The organism is Streptomyces sp. NPDC002896 (genome assembly GCF_040295225.1).
Classification (GTDB): Bacteria; Actinomycetota; Actinomycetes; order Streptomycetales; family Streptomycetaceae; genus Streptomyces.
In genome coordinates this window covers 70,737-93,813 of sequence record NZ_JBEOVA010000020.1, presented here as the reverse complement: position 1 = coordinate 93,813, position 23,077 = coordinate 70,737, and the positions used below count along the sequence as shown (strand labels likewise).

The window sequence follows — 23,077 nt, the reverse complement described above, 5'->3', positions numbered from 1 at the left end:
AGTGGAGTCCGTACATGTCCAAAGCACCCTCGAACGGGCGGCAGCTGCTCAGTGGGATCGAGGCTTCAGGAACGTTTCCCGTCGAGTACCGGTTCGCCCATGCCAAGAACGGCAACCGCCATCTGGTCGTGGTCTTCGCCAATTTCTCGGCGCCTCACGACTACGGATGGTCGAACGGCGTCTTCGACAACGTCAGGGCCAACATTCTGTGGATCCGTGACCGGTTCGACGGAATGAACAGCTACTACCTGTGCAAGGAGATGGACTTCTCTCTGGAGACATCCGTCGCCGGGCTCATCTTCAACGTCATGAAGTCCCTGGAGCTCACCCCGGACGACGTCACCATGTGGGGTGGTTCGAAGGGCGGTAGTGCGGCCCTGTACTTCGGGCTGCGCTACGGCTTCCGGAACATCGTCTCCATCGTGCCCCAGTTCCTGGTCGGGACGTATGTGAACAAGATCCACCCGAAGGTGGCCCGGTTCATGCTGGGTGAGGGAGTCCCGGAGGAGAACGTGCGGATCGTGGACGCGATCCTGCCCGACCTGGTCCGGTCGGAGTCCAACCGCGGCGCCAACATCTACCTCCTCTCCTCGCCCCAGGACGAGCAGTACAAGGAGCAGGTGGAGCCCTTCCTGGGCCTCTTCCAGCGGTACGAGAACTTCAACTTCATATACAGCGAGTCCCCGTTCATCACCGACCACACGCAGGTCACCCGGCGCAACGTCCCCGCCCTCATGGGCATCGTGAACCTCCTGGCCGACGGCACCCCACCGCGCCTGGGCTACGTCCGCAACGGCTACGAGGAGCCCGACCGCGACCCGTCGGCCATCAACTCCTATCTCGCTTCCACCTCGGTGGTGAGGGGTGCGGAGTTCCCGCCGCCCGTGGTGACGGCACCGTCGTTCCAGGAGGAGGTACGCAGGGACGCCGTACGGTTCACGGGCTATGCCCGGGGAGCCCTCCGCGTGATCGTCTGGGAGCACGGCAAGTACCTGGGGCAGACCGATGTCGCGGCCGACGGCAGCTGGTCCTGGGAGCTGGGCAGGGCCTGGAGCAAGGGCAAGCACCCTGTGAAGATCTACGCGGTGGACGCGGCGGGATTCCAGACCGAACGCACCGAGGTGCATTTCACGGCGGTCGACAGCCCGAGCGGGGCACCCGTCCCGGCGGGCTCCGGGATGCCGGGCATGGGCCGCGGGCCCGTGCTGTCGACGGTCGGGCAGAGCGCGGCCGCGCCGGTGGTGCTGGAACCCGTGGCCCACGAGCAGGTGATGGACTCCCGGGTGGTCTTCACCGGGGCCGCCACGGGCGCCGCACAGGTGGGATTCCGGGAGAACGGCGTGCTGTTGGGTGGCGTCGTGGTCGCCCCGACCGGCAGTTGGTCGTGGGACTCGGGCTGGGCCTGGGCGGCGGGCATGCACGTCGTAGACGTCTTCGCCGTGGACGCCTCCGGTGCCGAGTCCCCGGTGACCCAGATTCCCTTCGCCGTCATGAACGCCTCGGCCGGGGCGACGGCGACCCCGTACTACGGCGGGAACTACTGAGGACGCGCACGACAGAGGGCCTCCGCCGACGGCGGAGGCCCTCTTCACATACCGGGCGTACGACTGCTACGCCGGAACCGAAGCCACTCCGAGCTCCAGGAACCGCTTCCCGTTGACCCGCTCCGAGACGCCCTCCCGGTCCAGGTAAGGCGTGATCCCACCCAGATGGAACGGCCAGCCCGCACCCGTGATCAGGCACAGGTCGATGTCCTGGGCCTCCGCCACGACGCCCTCGTCGAGCATCAGGCCGATCTCCTGGGCGACGGCGTCGAGCACGCGGGCGCGCACCTGCTCCTCCGTCAGGACGGTGTCGCCCTGCTTGAGGAGTGCGGCGACCTCGGGGTCGAGCTCCGGCTTGCCGCTGTCGTAGACGTAGAAGCCGCGCTTGCCCGCCTCGACGACCGCCTTGAGGTTCGGGGAGACCTTGAAGCGGTCCGGGAACGCGCCGTGGAGGGTCTCCGAGACGTGCAGGCCGATCGCCGGGCCGACCAGTTCGAGGAGGACCAGCGGGGACATCGGCAGGCCCAGCGGCTCGACCCCCTTCTCCGCGACCTCGACCGGGGTGCCCTCGTCGATGACGTTCTGGACCTCGCCCATGAAGCGGGTGAGGATGCGGTTCACGACGAACGCCGGGGCGTCCTTTACCAGAACCGCCATCTTCTTCAGCTTCTTGGCGACGCCGAAGGCCGTGGCCAGCGACGCGTCGTCCGTCTTCTCGCCGCGCACGATCTCGAGCAGCGGCAGGATCGCGACCGGGTTGAAGAAGTGGAAGCCGACGACCCGCTCGGGGTGCTGCAGCTTCGAGGCCATCTCCGACACCGACAGGGACGAGGTGTTGGTCGCCAGGATCGCGTGCGCCGGGGCGACAGCCTCGACCTCCGCGAACACCTGCTGCTTGACGCCGATCTCCTCGAAGACCGCCTCGATGATGAAGTCGGCGTCGGAGAAGCCCTCCGCCTTGTCCAGGACACCGGAGACCAGCGCCTTCAGACGGTTCGCCTTGTCCTGGTTGATGCGGCCCTTGCCGAGCAGCTTGTCGATCTCGGCGTGGACGTAGCCCACACCCTTGTCGACGCGCGCCTGGTCGATGTCGGTCAGGACGACCGGCACCTCGAGGCGGCGCAGGAAGAGCAGGGCCAGCTGAGAGGCCATCAGGCCCGCACCGACCACGCCGACCTTCGTCACCGGGCGCGCCAGGCTCTTGTCCGGCGCACCCGCCGGGCGCTTGCCGCGCTTCTGGACGAGGTTGAAGGCGTAGAGGCCGGCGCGCAGCTCGCCGCTCATGATCAGGTCCGCGAGGGCCTGGTCCTCGGCGTCGTAACCCTGCTGCAGGTCGCCGTTCTTGGCCGCGGAGATGATGTCCAGGGCGCGGTACGCGGCCGGGGCAGCACCGTGCACCTTGCTGTCGGCGATGAACTTGCCGCGCGCCACGGCCTGGTCCCAGGCCTCGCCGCGGTCGATGACGGGACGTACGACCTCGACGTCGCCCTTGAGGACGTCGGCGGTCCACAGCAGCGACTGCTCCAGGAAGTCCGCGCCCTCGAAGATCGCGTCGGCGATGCCGAGTTCGAAGACCTGCTTGCCCTTGAGCTGCCTGTTCTGGTTGAGCGAGTTCTCGATGATGACCGAGACCGCGCGGTCCGCGCCGATCAGGTTCGGCAGCAGGGTGCAGCCGCCCCAGCCGGGGACCAGGCCGAGGAAGACCTCGGGCAGCGAGAAGGCGGGCAGCGCCTTCGAGACGGTGCGGTAGCCGCAGTGCAGACCGACCTCGACACCGCCGCCCATCGCCGCGCCGTTGTAGTACGCGAACGTGGGGACGGCGAGAGCCGACAGGCGCTTGAAGACGTCGTGGCCGCCCTTGCCGATGGCCAGCGCGTCCTCGTGCCTCTTCAGCTCCTCGACGCCCTTGAGGTCGGCGCCGACCGCGAAGATGAACGGCTTGCCGGTGACACCGACGCCGACGATCTCGCCGTCCGCGGCCTCCTTCTCGACCTGGTCGATCGCGGCGTTGAGGTTCGCGAGACCCGCCGGGCCGAAGGTGTTCGGCTTGGTGTGGTCGAAGCCGTTGTCGAGGGTGATGAGGGCGAAGCGGCCCGCGCCCTTCGGCAGGTCGAGGTGGCGTACGTGCGCCTTGGTCACGACCTCGTCCGGGAACAGCTCGGCCGCACCCTTCAACAGTTCAGCGGTGGTGCTCACTTGTCCCCCTCGAAGTGCGGGTTCTCCCAGATGACCGTCGCGCCCATGCCGAAGCCGACGCACATGGTGGTGAGGCCGTAGCGGACCTGCGGCTGCTCCTCGAACTGGCGGGCCAGCTGCGTCATCAGACGGACGCCGGAGGAGGCCAGCGGGTGGCCGAACGCGATGGCGCCGCCGTACTGGTTGACGCGCTCGTCGTCGTCCGCGATGCCGTAGTGGTCGAGGAAGGCCAGGACCTGGACGGCGAACGCCTCGTTGATCTCGAAGAGGTTGATGTCCTCGATCGACAGGCCCGCCTTGGCGAGGGCCTTCTCGGTCGCCGGGATCGGGCCGTAGCCCATCACCTCGGGCTCGACGCCCGCGAAGGCGTACGAGACCAGGCGCATCTTGACCGGGAGGTTGTTCTCGCGGGCGAAGTCCTCGGACGCGATGATCGAGGCCGTCGCGCCGTCGTTCAGACCGGCCGCGTTGCCGGCGGTGACCCGGCCGTGGACACGGAACGGGGTCTTCAGACCGGCCAGGTTCTCCAGGGTGGTGCCCGGGCGCATCGGCTCGTCGGCGGTGACCAGGCCCCAGCCGGTCTCGCCCGCCTCGGCGTTGGTACGGCGTACGGAGATCGGCACCAGGTCGGCCTGGATCTTGCCGTTGGCGTACGCCTTCGCGGCCTTCTCCTGCGAGCGCACGGCGTACTCGTCGGCGCGCTGCTTGGTGATGCCCGGGTAGCGGTCGTGCAGGTTCTCCGCGGTCATGCCCATGAACAGGGCCGACTCGTCGACGAGCTTTTCCGACACGAACCGCGGGTTCGGGTCGACGCCCTCGCCCATCGGGTGGCGGCCCATGTGCTCGACACCACCGGCGATGACGGCGTCGTACGCGCCGAAGGCGATGGAGCCCGCGGTGGTCGTGACGGCGGTCAGGGCGCCCGCGCACATGCGGTCGATGGAGTAGCCGGGCACGGACTGCGGCAGCCCCGCGAGGATGCCCGCGGTGCGCCCGAGGGTCAGGCCCTGGTCGCCGATCTGCGTGGTCGCGGCGATGGCGACCTCGTCGATCTTGGCCGGGTCGAGGCCGGGGTTGCGGCGCAGCAGCTCCCGGATGGCCTTCACGACGAGGTCGTCCGCGCGGGTCTCGTGGTAGATGCCCTTCGGGCCCGCCTTGCCGAACGGGGTGCGGACGCCGTCGACGAAGACGACGTCCCTGACGGTACGAGGCACGATGGCTCTCCTCCAGGGTGCGGGATGGCACTGCTGCGGGGCGCACGCCACTGAGCGCGCGCTCACCTCATCATGCTACTTGCGGGTAACCATGCTGCCCAGTCCCCCCGCCCGGAGCGGCGAAGGTCACACGACGGCGGCGGTTACGCCGGCGACTCGGTCAGCGGCTGCTCCGCCCAGATGATCTTGCCGCTCGTGGTGTAGCGGGTGCCCCAGCGTCGGGTGAGCTGCGAGACCAGGAACAGCCCACGGCCGCCCTCGTCGGTCGTCCGCGGATGGCGCAGGTGCGGAGCGCTGCTGCCGGTGTCGGAGACCTCGCAGATCAGGGCCCGTTCCATGATCAGGCGCAGCCGGAGCGGACCCGAGGCGTGCCGGATCGCGTTGGTGACGAGCTCGCTCACGATGAGCTCCATGGTGAAGGTCAGTTCCTCCAGACTCCATGCGGCCAGTTGCCGGGTGGTCATCTGACGGGCCTGGGCGACGACGGCCGGGTCCGCGGGCAGCTCCCAGGAGGCCACCCGGTCGGCGCCTATGCGGCGGGTCCTCGCCATCAGCAGGGCCGCGTCGTCGTGCGGTTGCGAGGGCACGAGGTCGTCCACGATCGTCCGGCACAGGTTGTCCAGCGGCAGGTGGTGCGCCTCCAGTGCACGGCGCAGCCGCTCCCGGCCCGCTTCTGCGTCGGGGACCGTGCCCTCGTGTGCGTGCGTCGCCACCAGGCCGTCGGTGTGCAGCGCGAGCACGCTGCCCTCCGGCAGGTTGAACTCGGCGCACTCGAAGGGCAGGCCGCCCACGCCCAGCGCCGGACCGAGCGGCAGTTCGGGGAACGTGACCGTGCCGTCGGGTGCCAGGATCGCGGGCGGAAGATGGCCGGCGCTCGCCATGACGCAGTCCCCGCTCACCGGGTCGTAGACCGCGTACAGACAGCTCGTCCCCACGGTGTGGGCGCCTCCCGCGGGGGCGCCCTGGCCCGATGCCGCCTCCCGCGCCCCTCGGCAGATCAGGTCGTCCAGGTGGGCCAGCACCTCGTCGGGCGGCAGATCGAGATCGGCGAGGGTCTGTACGGCGGTGCGCAGCCGCCCCATCGCGGCCGCCCCCTCGATGCCGTGGCCGACCACCTCGCCCACCACCAGGGCCACCCGTGTGCTCGACAGCGGGATGAGGTCGAACCAGTCGCCTGCGAGGCCGGTCAGCTCGTCGGCGGGCCGGTAGCAGGTGGCCACGTCGACGGCCTCCTGATCGGGGGCACCGTGCGGCAGCAGGTTCCGCTGCAGTACGAGGGCCGCGTCGCGCTCCCGGGTGTAGCGGCGGGCGTTGTCGAGGCACACGGCCGCACGGGCGACGAACTCCTCGGCGAGACTGAGGTCGTCGGCCTCGAACTGCTCCTGCGTCTGGCGCCGGAAGAACGTCGTGATGCCCAGGGTGATGCCGCGGGCGCGGATCGGCACGATCATCACGCTGTGCAGCCCGAGGTCGAGGAACGTGGCTGCCCGGCCGCCGGGGATGTCGGTGGCCCATTCCCTGGCCAGCGGGTCCAGACGCTCCTCGCGCCACGACTTGCCGCTGGTCAGGCACTCTACGGGCGGCGAACCGGCGTGGTAGCGGGCCACGCCTCCGATCTCGACGACCGCCTCCGGGTTCCCCGGGCGCACGGACTGGTGGCCGACGCGGCGCAGCGGGACGACCTCCGGGTCGTCGAGGGGGCGGTGCGCGGGCTCGGCCCCCTTGAGCATGGACTCCAGCAGGTCGACGGCGACGAAGTCGGCGAGCTCCGGCACCGCGGAGTCGGCGAGCTCCTGTCCGGTCTGCACGACGTCGAGCGTGCGCCCGATGTGCTCGGCCGCCCGGTCGAGCAGGGCCAGGCGCTGCCGCGCGCGGTAGCGGTCCGTGATGTCCGTGACCGTGTAGTACACGCCCACCGGGTGGCCGTGGTCGTCCTCGAGCCGGATGAACGACATCGAGTGGGCGGCCTCCCGGTGCGGGGCCGCCCGCAGCCGGCCCACGTGCTCGTAACCGATCACCGGTTCACCGGTCTCGAGCACCCGGCGCATCCGCGCCTCGATCGCCTGCACGTCCAGGTCGGGCTGGATGTCGCCGAGCCGGCGCCCGAGCCGCCGCTGCGGTGGTCCTCCGCCGAACTTCTCCAGGGCGGTGTTCGACCACACGTACCGCAGGTCCGTGTCCACGACGGCGATGCCCATGGGCGACTGCGAGGCGATCCGCTCCAGCAGGTGGCGGCTCATGTCCCAGCCCTGGGCGCCGGTCATGTCCCCGGCCAGGACGATCCAGCGCGCACATCCGCCGGTCTCCTGTACGGGGATCATCCGCACCATCAGCCTGACCGGTCGGCCGTCCCGGTGCCGTGCCGACAGCAGGCCGCTCCACCCGCCGTCCTGCCGGCACCGTTCGGTGACGGCCGGAAGCCGTGCCGCGTCCTCGTCGGTCAGGAGTGAGGTGACGCTGCTGCCCACGAGGCCGTCCTGCGGGTAGCCGAGGAGCTGTCCCGTGTTCCCGCTGCAGCTGAGCACCACGCCCCCGGCGTCGAGCAGCAGTATCGAGGCATCCGCCACATCGAATGCGGCCTGGCGTCGGGTGCGGTCTCTCTCCTCGCGCATCCCCACAGCTGCCCTTTCGGTATTACGAGTGCTATACGGCCTCATTCCCGGTTTGTTCCCGTGGTTACCCTGCCGGTTTGGGCCACCTGCCGGTGGGTGGGTCGGGGCCGCGCCGTGTGGGCAGCCGCGCCGCCACCCTTGTGGGCAGGCGCGCCGATACCGTTGTGGGCAGGCGTTCCGCAGGGCTGGGGGCACCTCCCAGCGGTAGCTGGGGGAGGGTGGGCACAACCCCACGGCGTACGCTGCGTCGCTTACTGGGGCCCGCGAGGGGAAACCCCGCAGCGGTCCGTCAGCCCTACGTGGCCTTCAGAGCCGCCACCAGAACCGGCGTGACCTGTTCGATCTGCCAGGGGCGCGCCCCGTACCCGGCCAGGGCCTCGGCGACCGAGGCCGCGGACGGCGAGACGGGCGGCTCCCAGCACACCCTCCGAACCGTGTCCGGAGTGATCAGGTTCTCCTGAGGCATGTTCAGCTGCTCGGCAAGCGCCGAGACCGCGGCCCGGGCCGCGGACAGACGCGCGGCCGCGGCCGGGTCCTTGTCCGCCCAGGCGCGCGGCGGCGGCGGCCCGGTCACGGGCTGACCCGGCTGCGGCAGGGACGAGTCGGGCAGCGCCCTGGCGCGGTCCACCGCGGCCTGCCACTGCTCCAGCTGGCGCCGCCCCGTGCGGTGCCCGAACCCGTTCAGCCCGGCCAGGGCATGGACGTTCGGGGGCATGGCGAGCGCCGCCTCGACGATCGCCGTGTCGCTCAGCACCTTCCCGGGCGACACGTCGCGCCGCTGCGCGATCCGGTCCCGGGTGTTCCACATCTCCCGTACGACCGCCATCTGCCGGCGGCGGCGCACCTTGTGCATGCCGGAGGTGCGGCGCCAGGGGTCCTTGCGCGGCGCCGCGGGCGGCGCCGAGACGATGGCGTCGAACTCCTGCTGGGCCCACTCCAGCTTGCCCTGCCGGTCGAGCTCCTTCTCCAGCGCGTCGCGGAGGTCGACGAGCAGCTCGACGTCGAGGGCGGCGTAGCGCAGCCAGGGATCGGGCAGCGGCCGCGTCGACCAGTCGACGGCGGAGTGGCCCTTCTCCAGTACGTAGCCCAGGACGCCCTCGACCATCGCGCCGAGGCCGACCCGCGGGAAGCCCGCGAGGCGGCCGGCCAGCTCGGTGTCGAAGAGACGCGTGGGGATCGTGCCTATTTCGCGCAGGCACGGGAGGTCCTGGGTGGCGGCGTGCAGCACCCACTCCGTGTCGGAGAGCGCCGCCCCGAGGCCCGAGAGGTCCGGGCAGGCGATGGGGTCGATGAGCGCGGTACCGGCGCCTTCACGGCGCAGCTGCACGAGGTAGGCCCGCTGTCCGTAGCGGTAGCCGGAGGCGCGCTCGGCGTCGACGGCGACGGGTCCGGTGCCGTCGGCGAAAGCCGCGATCACCTCGGCGAGGGTCGCTTCGTCGGCGACCACCGGGGGCATGCCGTCACGCGGCTCGAGCAACGGGATCGGCGTCCCGTCGACTACGAGGCCTGCGACGCCGTGATCCGGAGGGGCGCCCCCGGTGGTTCGCAGTGAACTGGCTGCTGCGGTCTCTTGGGCGTCGGTCACCTGTCAAGGGTATCTGTGCATGCACAGCGCCCGTCGTCGGAACGTTCCGTCGGCGGGCGCGGGAGGGACGTAAACCAGTCAGGTCGGTGAAGTTTCCGGTCAGTGGATGATTCCGGTGCGCAGGGCCACGGCGACCATGCCTGCACGGTCGCCGGTGCCGAGCTTGCGGGCGATGCGGGCGAGGTGGCTCTTGACGGTCAGCGCCGACAAGCCCATCGAGACGCCGATGGCCTTGTTGGACTGGCCTTCGGCCACCAGCCGGAGCACCTCGACCTCGCGGCCGGACAGTTCGCGGTAGCCGCCCGGGTGGCTCGGGGCGCCCGGGGGGCGGCGGTGCATACGGGCGGCGGCCGAACCGATGGGTGCGGCGCCGGGGCGGGTGGGAAGACCCACGTTCGTACGGGTGCCGGTGACGACGTAGCCCTTCACACCGCCCGCGAGGGCGTTGCGTACGGCGCCGATGTCGTCGGCGGCGGAGAGGGCCAGCCCGTTGGGCCAGCCGGCGGCTCGGGTCTCGGACAGCAGGGTGAGCCCGCTGCCGTCGGGGAGGTGGACGTCGGCGACGCAGATGTCGCGCGGGTTGCCGATCCTGGGGCGGGCCTCCGCGATGGACGACGCCTCGATGACGTCGCGGACTCCGAGCGCCCACAGATGACGGGTGACTGTGGAGCGTACGCGCGGGTCGGCCACGACCACCATGGCGGTCGGCTTGTTCGGGCGGTAGGCGACCAGGCTTGCGGGCTGCTCGAGGAGAACGGACACCAGGCCTCCTGGGGGTGCGGGACGGAACCGGCTCGGGGATGAAGCCGGGACGAACCGTGCTTTCAAGGTCACAGACCTCTTCGGCACCAAACCCGTCCGCCTTTAGAGAAAGATCACGATTTGGTGAGTAACAATTCGTGCAATTCAGACATGCGAGCGATCATGTGAGACATCGAATCGAACCGAACCAGGTCGCAATCCGTCGAGTTCCATCGCTGCGCGCCCGAGTCGGGCCGCGGCGTGTCCGTACGCGTCCGAAAATGCACCCCTTGGAGTGGGCGCCCCCTGGGTGGACCCTTCGGTGGGGATCCCTCGGAGGGACCTTGGGGCGCTGCTCTCAGGGCGTACGGACGCGGCCGAAGCCCCCCGCCTCGATGCCGGTCTCAGCGCGTCTGCGGGCCCCGCCGCTGCGGCAGCGAGACCACCGACGCATCGCCGGGACCGGCCGGTGGCAGCCCGGCCACCTGGCACAGCAGGTCGCACCATGCGGCGAGATGCGCTGCCGTGTCCGGGACCCCGCCGAGGCCCTCGCGCGGCGTCCAGGAGGCCCGGATCTCGATCTGCGACGCCGGCGGACGCTCGGCGAGCGCGCCGAAGTAGTGCGATCCCGCGCGCGTGACGGTGCCGCTCGGCTCCCCGAACGACAGCCCGCGCGTCGTCAGCGCGCCCGTCAGCCACGACCAGCAGACCTCGGGCAGCAGCGGATCAGCCGCTATTTCCGGCTCCAGCTCGGCCCGTACGAGCGTGACCAGCCGGAACGAGCCCTGCCACGCCTCGTGCCCCGCCGGGTCGTGCAGCAGGACGAGCCGCCCGTCGGCGAGGTCGTCGTCGCCGTCGACGACCACGGCTTCCAGCGCATGGGCGAAGGGCGCCAGGCGCTGTGGCGGGCGCGCCGCGGAGATCTCGATCTCCGTGCGCAGTCGTGCACCCCGCAGCGCGTCGACAGCCGCGCGGAAGGGCAGCGTCGCCGAGTCCGCCGCGTTGCCCTCCGTACCGTCCATATCGTCAGCGTCGTCCGACAGTCGTCCCTGAGCCGCAGCCATGCGGGGAAGATTAAGGGGAACCGAGCCTCCGTGCAGGGAGAGACACCCGGCAGCGCCACCGCTGTCCGGTTCACGCCCCCATGAATACTCCGCGCGCCAGTCCCCATACGGGTGAACGACCGGCGGTGCCCTTACGCTCGCCGTCCCCGGGAACAGGCGATGTCCGCTGCATGCGAGACTTTCCGACGTGAGTGCCAACGACAGCCCCTCGGGCCAGCAGCCGACCATGCACGGTGACGTCGACCACGACGTCGAGGCAGTGCAGGGAGTCCAGGAATCAGCCTTCCTGAAGGCGTGCAGGCGCGAGCCCGTGCCGCACACGCCGGTGTGGTTCATGCGGCAGGCCGGGCGCTCACTGCCCGAGTACCGCAAGGTCCGCGAGGGCATCCCCATGCTCGAGTCGTGCATGCGGCCCGAGCTGGTCACCGAGATCACGCTGCAGCCGGTGCGCCGCCACGGCGTTGACGCCGCGATCTACTTCAGCGACATCGTCGTACCGCTCAAGGCCATCGGCATCGACCTCGACATCAAGCCCGGTGTCGGCCCGGTCGTCGAGCGCCCGATCCGGACGCGCGCGGACCTCGCGCAGCTGCGGGACCTCACCCCCGAGGACGTCTCCTACGTCACCGAGGCGATCGGCCTGCTCACCGCCGAGCTCGGTGCGACCCCGCTGATCGGTTTCGCGGGTGCGCCGTTCACCCTCGCGAGCTACCTCGTCGAGGGCGGTCCGTCGCGCAACCACGAGCACACCAAGGCGCTCATGTACGGCGACCCGCAGCTGTGGGCCGACCTGCTCGACCGGCTCGCGGAGATCACCGCGGCGTTCCTGAAGGTGCAGATCGAGGCGGGCGCCTCGGCCGTGCAGCTCTTCGACTCGTGGGTGGGCGCCCTCGCGCCCGCCGACTACCGGCGCTCGGTGATGCCCGCCTCCCGCAAGGTCTTCGACGCGGTGGCCGGATACGGGGTGCCGCGCATCCACTTCGGCGTCGGCACCGGCGAACTGCTCGGGCTGATGGGCGAGGTCGGTGCGGACGTCGTCGGCGTCGACTGGCGCGTCCCGCTCGACGAGGCCGCCCGCCGGGTCGGCCCCGGCAAGGCGCTGCAGGGCAACCTCGACCCGGCGGTCCTCTTCTCGTCGACCGAGGCCGTCGAGAAGAAGACCCAGGAGGTCCTGGACGCCGCGGCCGGACTCGAGGGCCACGTGTTCAACCTCGGACACGGCGTCCTGCCGACCACCGAGCCGGACGCGCTCACTCGCCTCGTGGAGTACGTGCACACGCAGACGGCGCGCTGACCCCTGCCGTCGGCGCGTCCCGTCGGCCGGTCGTCACCAGTTGTGCCGAGCCTGCCTGCCCCACAGCATGCGGCTCGGCTCAGGCGGCGGCGGAGTGCCCCGGCGCAGCGGCCAGGCGAGGACCGTGCCCACCAGGAAGCCGACCACGTGGGCCACATAGGCCACGGTTCCGGCCTGCGTGACCGCCGCGCCGTACGAGTACACCGCCTGCAGCACGAACCACAGGCCCAGCACGATCCAGGCGGCCAGCCGCAGCGGCAGGAAGAACAGGAACGGCACCAGCACCCACACCCTCGCCTTCGGATACAGCACCAGATAGGCGCCCAGGACCCCGGCGACCGCTCCGGACGCACCCATCAGCAGGGCGCCGGAAGCGGGGTTGACCAGCGCGTATCCATAGCCGGCGGCGTACCCGCACACGAGGTAGAACAGCACGTACCGCACATGCCCGAGGCGGTCCTCGACGTTGTTGCCGAAGACCCACAGGAACAGCATGTTGCCGAGCAGGTGCAGCCAGCTGCCGTGCAGGAACATCGAGGTGAGGACGGACAGCGGGGGAGACTTCTCGTAGTCGGGCGGACCCACCACGCAGCCGGGCCCGGACGGACCGAGGCCCACCTCGCCCGTGGGCACCGCGCGAGGCATCCTCAGGTGGATCAGCTCCTGCGGCACGGCCGCCCAGTGCTCCATGAACGCCCGCAGCTCGCACAGCTGCGCAAGGCTGCTTCCGCCGGTCAGCGAGCCGGCCATTCCCGGCGTAAGCAGGAAGACGACGAAATTGGCGACGATCAGCGCGTACGTCACCCAAGGGGTGCGTCGCGCCGGATTCACGTCATGGACGGGGATGACCACATTCGATCCCTGCCCGGCCCCGGCCCCTCGAAATCAGCCCGTCCGGCGATTGAGGACGAGCCGGAAGGGCGACGGGGGTCTGGGGGCGGAGCACCTGGGGGAAACCTCAGTCGCCCGCCGCCCGCACCGCCGCCGAAGCCTTCCGTGCAGCGACCAGCACCGGATCCCACACGGGCGAGAACGGCGGCGCGTACCCCAGATCCAGCGCGGTCATCTGCTCCACCGTCATAGCGGCCGTGAGGGCAACGGCCGCGATGTCGACCCGCTTCGCCGCACCCTCGCGTCCGACGATCTGGACGCCGAGGAGCCGTCCCGTACGGCGTTCGGCCAGCATCTTCACGGTCATGGGGGCCGCGCCGGGGTAGTAGCCGGCGCGGCTCGTCGACTCGACGGTGACCGTCACGTACTGCAGCCCGACCGCCCGCGCGTCCTTCTCGCGCAGCCCCGTGCGGGCGATCTCCAGGTCGCAGACCTTGCTGACCGCCGTGCCGACGACGCCCGGGAACGTGGCGTACCCGCCGCCCACGTTCGAGCCGATGACCTGCCCGTGCTTGTTGGCGTGCGTGCCCAGCGCGATATGGCGCTCGCGGCCGGAGACGAGGTCGAGGACCTCCACGCAGTCGCCGCCCGCCCAGATGTCGTCGTGGCCGCGCACCCGCATCGCCAGGTCGGTGAGCAGACCGCCGTACTCGCCCACGGGCAACCCCGCCGCACGGGCGAGCCCGGTCTCCGGGCGTACGCCGATGCCGAGCACCACCACGTCCGCCGGGAACTCGGCGTCGTCCGTGGCCACCGCGCGGGCCCGGCCTCCCCCAAGCTCTCGGCTTCGCTCGAGCAGGGAGGTACCCCCACCGTCCGTCAGGACCTTGGTGACCTCGGCACCGTTGACCATGGTGATACCGAGACCGGACATCGCCTCGTGGACGAGACGGCCCATGTCCGGGTCGAGCGTGGCCATCGGCTCCTGGCCGCGGTTGACGACCGTGACGTCGTAACCGCGCTTCATCATCGCCTCGGCCATCTCCACGCCGATGTACCCGGCGCCGACGACCACGGCACGGCGGCCCTCCGTCCGCTCCAGGGTGTCGAGCAGCGCCTGACCGTCGTCGAGGGTCTGCACCCCGTGGACCCCGGGCGCGTCCATGCCGGGCAGCGGCGGCCGGTCCGGCCGGGCCCCCGTGGCGATCACGAGTTTGTCGTACGCCGTCCACTCCTCGGCGCCGGACTCCAGATCACGGGCCCGGACACGGCCGCCGGCGACATCGATCTCGGTCACCTCGGTACGCATCCGCAGGTCGATCGCGCGGGCCCGGTGCTCCTCCGGCGAACGCGCGATCAGCCGATCCCGCTCCGGGACGTCGCCGCTGACCCAGTACGGGATGCCGCACGCCGAGAACGACGTGAAGTGGCCGCGCTCGAACGCGATGATCTCCAGCTCGTCCGGGCCCTTGAGCCTGCGCGCCTGCGACGCGGCCGACATGCCCGCCGCGTCTCCGCCGATGACCACCAGTCGCTCTCGCATCGCCTTCTCCTCACCTGCCTCGGGAAGCGCCGCTGCCGTACGCACCGCGGCACCGTAGGCCGCACAGGCGACCGTACGACGCCGGGCGCCGGGGCGGCAGGCGGACGCCCGGTTCGCGAGGCGGACGCCCCGGGGTGGCAGGAGTCGCAGTGGACGGCTGCCGCCCCGGGGCCGGTGGTTCCGTCGGCCGGCTACCGGATCACTCCCGCTCGGCGGCGTCACCTCCCTGCTCCTCTCCCTTCTCCTCCGCCGGGCGAGTTGCGGGAGCAGCGGGTGTGGTCGGAGCCGCAGGCGCCGTCGATGCAGCCGACCCCGTTCCCGCCGGCACCGGCGTCCGCGCACCGCGCGACAGCCGGGAGCGTGCGAACCGCAGCCACACGAGAATGATCAGTACCGCCGCGGCCAGGAACGGCAGGGTCGCGCCGAAGGCGACGGCAATCCAGCGCAGCAGCGTGACGAACGCGTCCCAGCCGCCCGCCAGCGCATCCACGAACCCGGGGTCGTCGTCCTTCTTCTCGGCCTGCTTCTTCGGGTTCTCGTAGAACGTCAGGGTGATCGTGGCCAGGCTGGTGCGGTCCTTGAGCGACGCCTGCTGCGCCAGCAGCGCCTCCAGGTCCGCCTGACGGGAGCTCAACTGGCCTTCCAGTGCGACCACATCGCTCAGCTTGGTGGCCTTGTCCATCAGCTCCCGCACGCGTTCCACGCTCGCGCGCATCGTCTTGATGCGGCTCTCGACGTCGACGACCTGGTCGGTGACGTCCTGCGCCTTGACCTTGCGCTCCATGAGCTTGCCCGTGCCCTGCAGTTCGGTGAGCACGTCCTCGTAGCGCTCCGTGGGAACGCGCAGTACGACGCGGGACTCCTCGCGGCTGTCCTCGTCGCGGGTCGTGGTCTCGTTGCCGACGATGCCGCCCGCGCCCTCGGCGGCGGAGCGTGCCTCGTCGAGCGCCTTGGGCACGTCCTTGACCAGCACGGTGAGCGATGCGGTACGGATGATGTGGGTGCCGGTGAGCTTCGGCGGGGAGGTCGCCTTGTCGCCCGCCTGCTCCCCGGAACCGCTGTCGGCCTGGCTGCCGGCCGCGCCCTCCTTGGCGTCCCCAGCGGCCGGGAGAGCGCCCTTGTCGGCGCTGTCGGAGCTGGACCCGGCACTGTCGTTGGCGCCGCACCCCGCGAGCGCGAGCGCCGCCGCCAGCAGGACTGCCGACAGTGCCTGGACGGACCGGTGCCTGGACGGGCCGTATCGGTCCATGGACGTGCCGTCTCGGTGCCTGGACGTGCCACGAGCGAACATCTCGGCGTACCCCCGGGGTTGGTGATGACTGGTGCTCCTTCGACGCCCCGGTCTCCGGTTTCGTTGTCGCTGTCCGGTCCCGATGCGGTCACGGTCGGGACTCGTCACGGCCGCCCGGTGCGGGGATGGCCACCCAGAACGGTTTGAGAGAGTGGAGGCATGCGCGAAGGGGACACACGTACGGGTGCCGGTCATGTCGTCGTCATCGGGGGCGGAATCGCCGGCCTGGCCGCCGCCCACCGGTTGCTCGGCCCACCCGGCGGCTCGCCCGCCGACTCGCCCGCCGTCCCCCACGACGGAACGCCCGGTGGCGGCACGCGCGTGACCGTACTGGAGGCATCGGACCGCATCGGCGGCAAGCTGCACGCCGGGGAGATCGCGGGCGCGCGAGTCGACCTCGGTGCCGAGTCGATGCTCGCCCGCCGCCCCGAGGCCGTCGCCCTCGCCCGCGAGGTCGGCCTCGACGACAGGCTGCAGCCGCCCGCCACCGCGACCGCGTCGATCTGGACCCGTGGTGCGCTGCGGCCCATGCCGAAGGGGCACGTGATGGGCGTGCCCGGCACGGCCGACGCCCTCTCCGGCGTCCTGTCGGATGAAGGTCTGCGCCGTATCGAGCAGGACCGCGATCTTCCGCCCACCGAGATCGGCGACGACGTCGCGGTCGGCGGTTACGTCGCCGAGCGCGTCGGCCGCGAGGTCGTCGACCGGCTCGTCGAGCCCCTGCTCGGCGGCGTCTACGCAGGGGACGCGTACCGCATCTCGATGCGCTCCGCCGTCCCGCAACTCTTCGAGGCGGCCCACCGCCACACCTCACTGACCGAGGCAGTGCGCGAGATCCAGGCCCGCGCCGCGCAGAACCAGCAGACCGGCCCCGTCTTCATGGGCATCAGCGGCGGCATCGGCGAGCTGCCGCTCGCGGTCGCGGAGTCGGTACGCGCGCGTGGCGGCGAAATCCGCCTGAACAGCCCTGTCAGCGGCCTGCGCCGGACGCCCGACGGCTGGGAGGTGCGGATCGGCGACCACGTGGAGGCGGCCGACGCCGTCGTCCTCGCCCTCCCCGCGCCGGCCGCCGCTCGGCTGCTGGCCTCGGAGTCGCCGGCCGCGGCCGCGGAGCTGCGCACCGTCGAGTACGCCTCCATGGCGCTGATCACGCTCGCGTACCGGCGCGACGAGGCGCGTCTTCCCGAGGGCAGCGGCTTCCTCGTGCCGCCCGTCGACGGCCGCACCATCAAGGCGTCCACCTTCTCCTCCCGCAAGTGGGGGTGGATCGCCGACGAGAACCCGGAGCTGCTGGTGGTGCGCACCTCCGTCGGCCGGTACGGCGAGGAGCAGGACCTCGGCCGCGAGGACGCCGAGCTCGTCGCGCTGTCCCGGCACGATCTTCGTGAGGCCACCGGCCTGGGCGCCGCCCCGGTCGCCACCCGCGTCACGCGCTGGCAGGGCGGTCTGCCGCAGTACCCGGTCGGCCACCACGCGCGCGTGGCCCGCATCCGCGAGCACGTGGGCAAGCTGCCGGGCCTCGCCGTGTGCGGGGCGGCGTACGACGGTGTGGGCATCCCGGCCTGCATCGCGAGCGCGTACGCGGCCGCGGACCAGCTGGGCGGTGACCGGCGCGGTGTGGAGCAGCTCACCGCGAACCCGGTGCAGAGCCTGCACGGCGGAGCGGGAGAATAGGCGCATGAGTGACGACGCCCCCACCACCGAGTCCGGCAGGGTCCCGAACAAGGGCAAGCTGGCCAAGGACCTCAACGAGGTCATCCGCTACACCCTGTGGTCCGTCTTCAAGCTGAAGGACGTGCTGCCCGAGGACCGCGCCGGTTACGCCGACGAGGTCCAGGAGCTCTTCGACCAGCTCGCTGCCAAGGACGTGACCATCCGCGGTACGTACGACGTGTCCGGGCTGCGCGCGGACGCCGACCTCATGATCTGGTGGCACGCGGAGACCAGCGACCAGCTGCAGGAGGCGTACAACCTCTTCCGCCGCACGAAGCTCGGCCGCGCGCTGGAGCCGGTGTGGTCGAACATGGCGCTGCACCGCCCCGCCGAGTTCAACCGCTCGCACATCCCGGCGTTCCTCGCCGACGAGACGCCCCGCAATTACGTGAGCGTCTACCCCTTCGTCCGCTCCTACGACTGGTACCTGTTGCCCGACGCGGAGCGCCGCACCATGCTCGCGGACCACGGCAAGATGGCCCGCGGCTTCCCGGACGTGCGCGCCAACACGGTCGCCTCGTTCTCCCTCGGCGACTACGAGTGGATCCTCGCCTTCGAGGCCGACGAGCTGTACCGCATCGTCGACCTGATGCGTCACCTGCGCGGCTCCGAGGCCCGCAGGCACGTACGCGAGGAGGTCCCGTTCTTCACGGGGCGCCGCAAGTCGGTGGCGGAGCTGGTGGCAGGGCTCGCCTGACCGGTTCCTGTGTGGACGGTGCGGACGGGCGGCTAGTCCGCCCGCTCCGCTCCGGATGAGCCGGAGCGGAGCGCCAGCGGCTTCGGCTCCGCGTGCGGGGCGCACGTCGCGCGGAGCGCCGGCAGGCGGCCCGCCAGCAGATACGCGTCCAGGTAACCGTTGACGCACTGGTTGGCGCCGCCGCCGATGCCGTGCGTGCCCGCGCCCCGCTCCGTCACCAGCACGGAACCGGGCAGCCGCAGCTGCAGCTCCTGAGCCCCCTTGTAGGGCGTGGCAGCGTCCCGCTCGGCCGCCAGGATCAGCGTCGGCGGCAGGGCACCCTCGGCGGTGCCCACGTCGACGGGCTGCTGCCGCGGCGCCGTCCAGTAGGCGCACGGCAGGTTCATCCAGGCGTTGTCCCAGGTCGTGAAGGGCGCCACGCGCGCGAGGCGGGTGGTGTCGCGGTCCCATGCCGCCCAGTCCGTGGGCCAGGGCGCGTCGTTGCACTGGACCGCCGTGTAGACGGCGGCGCTGTTCTCCTCCTCGCCGGCCACCTGCGGATACGGCGCCGCCTGGCCGATCAACGGCTGCGGATCGCCGTTCAGGAACTCGGTGAGCGCGGCGGCGCGCATCGGCCAGTAGTCGTCGTAGTAGCCCACCTTCAGATACGCGGCGTGCAACTGGCCGGGTCCCACCTTGCCGCCCGCGGGCCGACGCGCGAGCTCCGCCTCCACCTTCTTGTAACTCAGCTGCACCGCCTCGGGCGTGGTGCCGAGGTGGTACGTGCTGTCGTGCCTGGCCACCCAGGTGCGGAAGTCCTCCCAGCGCTGCTCGAAGGCGAGCGACTGGTCGAGGTTGTTGCGGTACCAGATCTGCCGCGGGTCCGGGTCGACCGCAGAGTCGAAGACCATGCGGCGCACGTGTGAGGGGAAGAGCGTGGCGTAGACGGCCCCGATGTACGTGCCGTAGGAGGCGCCGACGAACGTCAGCTTGCTCTCGCCGAGCGCGGCTCGCAGCACGTCCAGATCCCGGGCGTTGTCCAGCGTCGTGTAGTGGCGCAGCGCTGACCCCGCCCTGCGCGCGCAGCCCTGCGCATACGCCTTCGCCTCCGCGATGCGCTGCTTCTTGTACGCATCGGAAGGGTGCGTGGGCGCTTGCGTCGGCGCGTGCACGAACTGCTCCGGGGCCTGGCAGGACAGCGGCGCCGACCGGCCGACGCCGCGGGGGGCGTAGCCGACGAGGTCGTACGCGGCCGCGATGCGCCGCCACTCGGGCATTCCGCCGGCCATCGGGAAGTACATGCCGGAGGCGCCCGGGCCGCCGGGGTTGAAGACGAGCGCCCCCTGGCGGGCGACCGGAGCGCTCTTCCCGGGGCCCGTGCCCTTCCGTTCCCCCTCCGTGCTCCGGCCCTTTTCCCCGTCCGTGCTCCCGTCCCTGTCGCCTTCGGCGGGCGAGTTGTCGGCGGCCTCGACCCTGCCGGTGGCCTGGACGCGGCTGACGGTCAGTTCGATCTGCTTGCCGTCGGGGTCGGCGTAGTCGAGCGGCACGCTCACGGTGCCGCATTTGATGTGGCCGGGGAGGTTCTCCTCCTTGGGACAGGCGCCGAAGTGGATACCGGCTGCCGCGGCGCGTGTGGCGGCGACGGCGGTGCCGCGCATCTCCGCCGAGGCGCCGCGTGTGTCCGAGGAGGTGTTACTGCCCGCGGGGGATGCGACGAGGGCCGTGAAGACCATGGATCCGGCGGCTCCGCAGAGGACGGCTGATCTCATCGCTTTTCGGTATCCCTTCCAGGCCGACTGACGTCGAGGCCACTGAATAAAAGGGATAATTCGATCGGTGAACGGTGAAGTAAAGCACCGGACTGCCGGTGTCGGGTCAATGCCCCCTTCAATGACCCCGTTGCGTCGCCTCCCGTTCGGACGGGCGATGCGCGAACGCCGCCCTGAGACCGGGATCGGTGACGGCACGGATGCCGCGGACGGCCACAGCCGTGAGATACGCCCGTTCGTCGGCGGCCCCGCCCAGAGGCGTCAGCTGCCCCAGCAGCCGCTGACCGGCAGGTGACGCCCAGCGCGTGTACGGATGCACTTCGAAGCGGGCGATGGTCAGACAGCCCAGCGTGAGTACCAGGGGCAGCACGAACGAGGCGACCACCGGAGCACGGTGACCCTGCGCCACCTGATCCGGAGTCAGCATCAGCAGCGCGACCCCGCCGAGCATCGCCACCGCCGCTGTGGCCGCCTGCACCTGGCGCACCGCGCCCGCCACCGTCGTACGCGCCCCGTCCGGCACGGCGAGCCCTGCCGCGACGAGCCGGTCGGCGAGCGTGCGTACCGCGTCCGCGGCCGCAGCCGCCGAACGTATCGGCGCTATCCGGGACTGGCCGCCGGGGCCGATCGCGCCCAGCACCGACCGTTCCATGTCGTCCCGCCCCTCCGCATCGACCACGGTCGCCCAGCCGGTGTGCGCGAGCAGCAGCCGGCGCTGACGGGCCATCGCCACCAGGGTCAGATCGGCGACCCGGTAGGGGCCGCCGGACAGGAAGGCGGCCTCATACAGCGTCAACTCGCGGTCGGCGTCGTGGCCGTGTGGGGAGCCGGAGTCCGCCGTGGCCGCGGTGTCCGCTTCCGAGGCGGTACGGAGGGCCGCCAGGCAAAGCCGGGCGCAGGAGAGACCGGCAGCGGCCCAGGCGAGAAGCAGGAGAGGGACCCAGAACATGGCCGCTTTCTATGCGACCGATCGCCTGGCCGCCACGGCGTGTTCACGATGTGGACGTAGCGTGTTCCATAGGTGACGTTCTGTCCTCCTTGTTTGCTGTGCTTGCCCTCGCCCCGGCCCTAGTCCTCCTTCTTCCCCTTGCTCTTGTCCTTGTCGTCCTTGCTCTTGTCCGTGTCTGCCGGCTTCGGCCGGGACGCGGCCGGGGGCAGTGAGAAGGAGGGCGAGGACGACGGAGTGACCGGTACGGGCGGGGTGGGGGAGGGAGTCGGGCCGGGCGGCGCGGGGGAACTGGTCACCGGCTGCGGGCCCGTCGTGGCGGCGTCCCTCGCCAGTGCGTCGAAGTCCACGAGCCCTGTGTCCTCGAGCACCGTGATGTGGTCCAGGACCGTGGTGTTGGCGTCGTCGGCGAGGTCCCGTACCAGCGTGTTGCGGGTGGTCGCGCGCACCTGCGCCACGACGGAGAAGACCTTGCCGTGGGCGCGGCGCAGGATGTTCGCGAACAGGGTGTCGTACTCGTCGCCGTGCGCCGCGCTCAGCTCCGTGAGCCAGGCGCGCTGCTGGGCGTTCGGCTGGTTGGGCAGTTCGAGGCTGAGCTGCGCGGCGACCTCGCGTACCCGTGCGTCCAAGAAAGTGTGGCCCTCCATCAGGTGCTCGCCGGCGGTCTGCACGGCCTGCGTCGTCCCGCGCTCCTCGGCCTGCTGGCCCGCGGGCAGCTCCCACAGGCCCGCGAGCCGCACCTTGGTGATGAAGTCGCGGTCCAGAGCGGACAGCGGGCCGTATCTGGTCGAGACGGTCTGGGCGTTGAGGGTGTCCAGGCCGGTGCCCGAGCGGTCCGCGTAGGACCAGATGGGGAAGATCAGCGCGACCAGTGTCGCCGTGAGTCCCGCGACGATGAGTCCGGTGCCGTTGATGGATCGCATGGTGCCTCCTGTTGCGGCACCGCACGCTAATGCGCTTCGGGTACGCGCTGTCGCCATACGCGCGTGAGTACGTCAACTTCGGTACGCGGGTGGGGTGGTGCGCCGCAGGCGGGCTACGAGGAGCTGCCGCAGCTGGATCCACCGCCACCGCAGCTCGCCCCACCGGACGACCCACCGCAGCTCGAACCGCCCGAAGAGCCACCGCAGCCCGACGCTCCGCAGCTCGAACCGCCGCACGAGGAACCGCCGTCGGAGCCGCCCCCTCCGCCTCCGCCGCACCATGTGACGGCGTCGGCGGCCGATATCCACACCGCGGCGTCATGGGAGCCGGATGAGGAGGAGCCGGAGTGGGGGCTGCCGCCCACGCTCACCCGCGTCCGCGCGGCCGCCGCGAGTCGGGTCCGCAGCTCCGCGTCGGGCACCGCGCGCGGGCCGCCCATGGCTACCAGGTGTGCGGCGCCCGCGGCCCGGGCGGCGGGGGATGCCGCGTACTGCCGCAGGGCGCTCCGGCCGGCGCCGGTCAGCCGTTTCCCGGTACGGGCCGCGCACACGGATCCGACCACGATGCCGAGGGCCACGGCGGGGAACACCGCGAAGACGAGAGGCAGTTCGAAGTCGTACCCGTCGATCTGCGCGAACTGTACGACGGTCAGGACGATCGCAAGCGGGAAGCCCGCCACGCACAGCACGATCTGGGCGATGGCCCAGCGGCGGATCGGGCGCAGTGCGCCGGGCTGGATCAGCAGGCCGCGTGCGGCGAGCCCGTCGCCGATCGACTGGACGGCGAGACTGCGCATCACGCCGACGCGCAGCTGGTGCAGGGCGCCGTTGGGAGCAGCGGAGTGCGCTTCGATCAGCGCGCTCTCGGCGGGGTTGCGGGTGGCGGCGCCCTGGGGGATCGAGACGATGCCGGGCCATACGACGGCCAGCCGCCCGTCCTCGTGCATCGCGGTGATCACCGTGTCCGCGACCCGGCCGGGCCCGCCGGACAGGAAGGCGGCTTCCAGAGTGTCGTGCACGAACGCGCCTGTGGGCGCGCCACGGCCGCGTGCCTTGACCAGCGCGACGATCAGGGCGGCTGAGGAGCCACCGATGAGCACGTAGTACAAGATCGATATTGCCATGGTGTCCATGA

The 23,077-nt window shown here is 71.2% G+C and carries 17 protein-coding genes; 4 read left to right on the top strand and 13 right to left on the bottom strand.

The window, feature by feature from the left end:
• The first annotated feature begins 14 nt into the window (after positions 1–14).
• Entirely contained in the window at positions 15–1,544 is a 1,530-nt protein-coding gene (locus ABT009_RS31075; protein WP_351302299.1) for a hypothetical protein, read from the top strand.
• A 66-nt stretch (positions 1,545–1,610) separates the two neighbouring features.
• Here the strand turns inward: ABT009_RS31075 and ABT009_RS31070 are convergent, their stop codons facing one another.
• The 6 genes from ABT009_RS31070 to ABT009_RS31045 form a co-directional block, all read right to left on the bottom strand.
• Positions 1,611–3,740, bottom strand: a complete 2,130-nt coding sequence (locus tag ABT009_RS31070; protein ID WP_351302296.1) for a 3-hydroxyacyl-CoA dehydrogenase NAD-binding domain-containing protein — start codon at positions 3,738–3,740, stop codon at positions 1,611–1,613.
• Positions 3,737–4,954: a thiolase family protein gene (locus tag ABT009_RS31065; protein ID WP_351302294.1), complete on the bottom strand. Its 1,218-nt coding sequence runs from the start codon at positions 4,952–4,954 to the stop codon at positions 3,737–3,739. Before ABT009_RS31065 ends, ABT009_RS31070 begins: the two co-directional genes overlap by 4 nt.
• A gap of 143 nt (positions 4,955–5,097) precedes the next feature.
• Positions 5,098–7,572 carry a SpoIIE family protein phosphatase gene (locus tag ABT009_RS31060; protein WP_502989994.1) on the bottom strand — a complete coding sequence of 825 codons (2,475 nt, stop codon included), beginning with the start codon at positions 7,570–7,572 and terminating at the stop codon, positions 5,098–5,100.
• Between the two features lie 289 nt (positions 7,573–7,861).
• Positions 7,862–9,151 carry an HRDC domain-containing protein gene (locus ABT009_RS31055; RefSeq protein WP_351302288.1) on the bottom strand — a complete coding sequence of 430 codons (1,290 nt, stop codon included), beginning with the start codon at positions 9,149–9,151 and terminating at the stop codon, positions 7,862–7,864.
• 99 nt (positions 9,152–9,250) lie between these two features.
• Positions 9,251–9,913 (bottom strand): response regulator transcription factor, encoded by a 663-nt coding sequence (locus ABT009_RS31050; protein WP_030687574.1) that lies wholly within the window; start codon positions 9,911–9,913, stop codon positions 9,251–9,253.
• 383 nt (positions 9,914–10,296) lie between these two features.
• Entirely contained in the window at positions 10,297–10,956 is a 660-nt protein-coding gene (locus ABT009_RS31045) for a DUF3000 domain-containing protein (protein ID WP_351302284.1), read from the bottom strand.
• Between the two features lie 187 nt (positions 10,957–11,143).
• Between ABT009_RS31045 and hemE the strand changes: the two genes are divergently transcribed.
• Positions 11,144–12,250 (top strand): uroporphyrinogen decarboxylase, encoded by a 1,107-nt coding sequence (gene hemE / locus ABT009_RS31040; protein WP_502989993.1) that lies wholly within the window; start codon positions 11,144–11,146, stop codon positions 12,248–12,250.
• Between the two features lie 33 nt (positions 12,251–12,283).
• On the opposite strand, the gene ABT009_RS31035 is transcribed toward hemE, so the two are convergent.
• The 3 genes from ABT009_RS31035 to ABT009_RS31025 all read right to left on the bottom strand — a co-directional run bounded on the left by ABT009_RS31035 (position 12,284) and on the right by ABT009_RS31025 (position 15,873).
• Complete coding sequence (locus tag ABT009_RS31035; protein ID WP_351302281.1) at positions 12,284–13,102, bottom strand: rhomboid family intramembrane serine protease; 819 nt, start codon at positions 13,100–13,102, stop codon at positions 12,284–12,286.
• A gap of 106 nt (positions 13,103–13,208) precedes the next feature.
• The gene (locus ABT009_RS31030; protein WP_351302278.1) at positions 13,209–14,624 is read right to left on the bottom strand and encodes an FAD-dependent oxidoreductase; all 1,416 of its coding nucleotides are present in this window, start codon (positions 14,622–14,624) and stop codon (positions 13,209–13,211) included.
• A gap of 199 nt (positions 14,625–14,823) precedes the next feature.
• On the bottom strand, positions 14,824–15,873 hold the full coding sequence (locus ABT009_RS31025; RefSeq protein WP_351302276.1) for a DUF4349 domain-containing protein: 1,050 nt from the start codon (positions 15,871–15,873) through the stop codon (positions 14,824–14,826).
• 201 nt (positions 15,874–16,074) lie between these two features.
• Here ABT009_RS31025 and hemG point away from each other — a divergent pair, with 201 nt between their 5' ends.
• Both hemG and hemQ read left to right on the top strand, forming a co-directional pair.
• A complete protein-coding gene (gene hemG / locus ABT009_RS31020; RefSeq protein WP_351302273.1) occupies positions 16,075–17,589 on the top strand; it encodes a protoporphyrinogen oxidase in 1,515 nt (504 codons plus the stop codon).
• A gap of 4 nt (positions 17,590–17,593) precedes the next feature.
• Positions 17,594–18,325, top strand: coding sequence for a hydrogen peroxide-dependent heme synthase (hemQ, locus tag ABT009_RS31015; protein WP_351302271.1), 732 nt, complete (start codon positions 17,594–17,596; stop codon positions 18,323–18,325).
• A gap of 32 nt (positions 18,326–18,357) precedes the next feature.
• On the opposite strand, the gene ABT009_RS31010 is transcribed toward hemQ, so the two are convergent.
• The 4 genes from ABT009_RS31010 to ABT009_RS30995 form a co-directional block, all read right to left on the bottom strand.
• Positions 18,358–20,073: an alpha/beta hydrolase gene (locus ABT009_RS31010; RefSeq protein WP_351302268.1), complete on the bottom strand. Its 1,716-nt coding sequence runs from the start codon at positions 20,071–20,073 to the stop codon at positions 18,358–18,360.
• Positions 20,074–20,191: 118 nt separating this feature from the next.
• Complete coding sequence (locus tag ABT009_RS31005) at positions 20,192–21,022, bottom strand: TIGR04222 domain-containing membrane protein (RefSeq protein WP_351302266.1); 831 nt, start codon at positions 21,020–21,022, stop codon at positions 20,192–20,194.
• 119 nt (positions 21,023–21,141) lie between these two features.
• Positions 21,142–21,942, bottom strand: coding sequence for a DUF4142 domain-containing protein (locus tag ABT009_RS31000; RefSeq protein ID WP_351302264.1), 801 nt, complete (start codon positions 21,940–21,942; stop codon positions 21,142–21,144).
• 113 nt (positions 21,943–22,055) lie between these two features.
• Positions 22,056–23,075 (bottom strand): TIGR04222 domain-containing membrane protein, encoded by a 1,020-nt coding sequence (locus tag ABT009_RS30995; RefSeq protein ID WP_351302261.1) that lies wholly within the window; start codon positions 23,073–23,075, stop codon positions 22,056–22,058.
• Between the last annotated feature and the right edge of the window lie 2 nt (positions 23,076–23,077).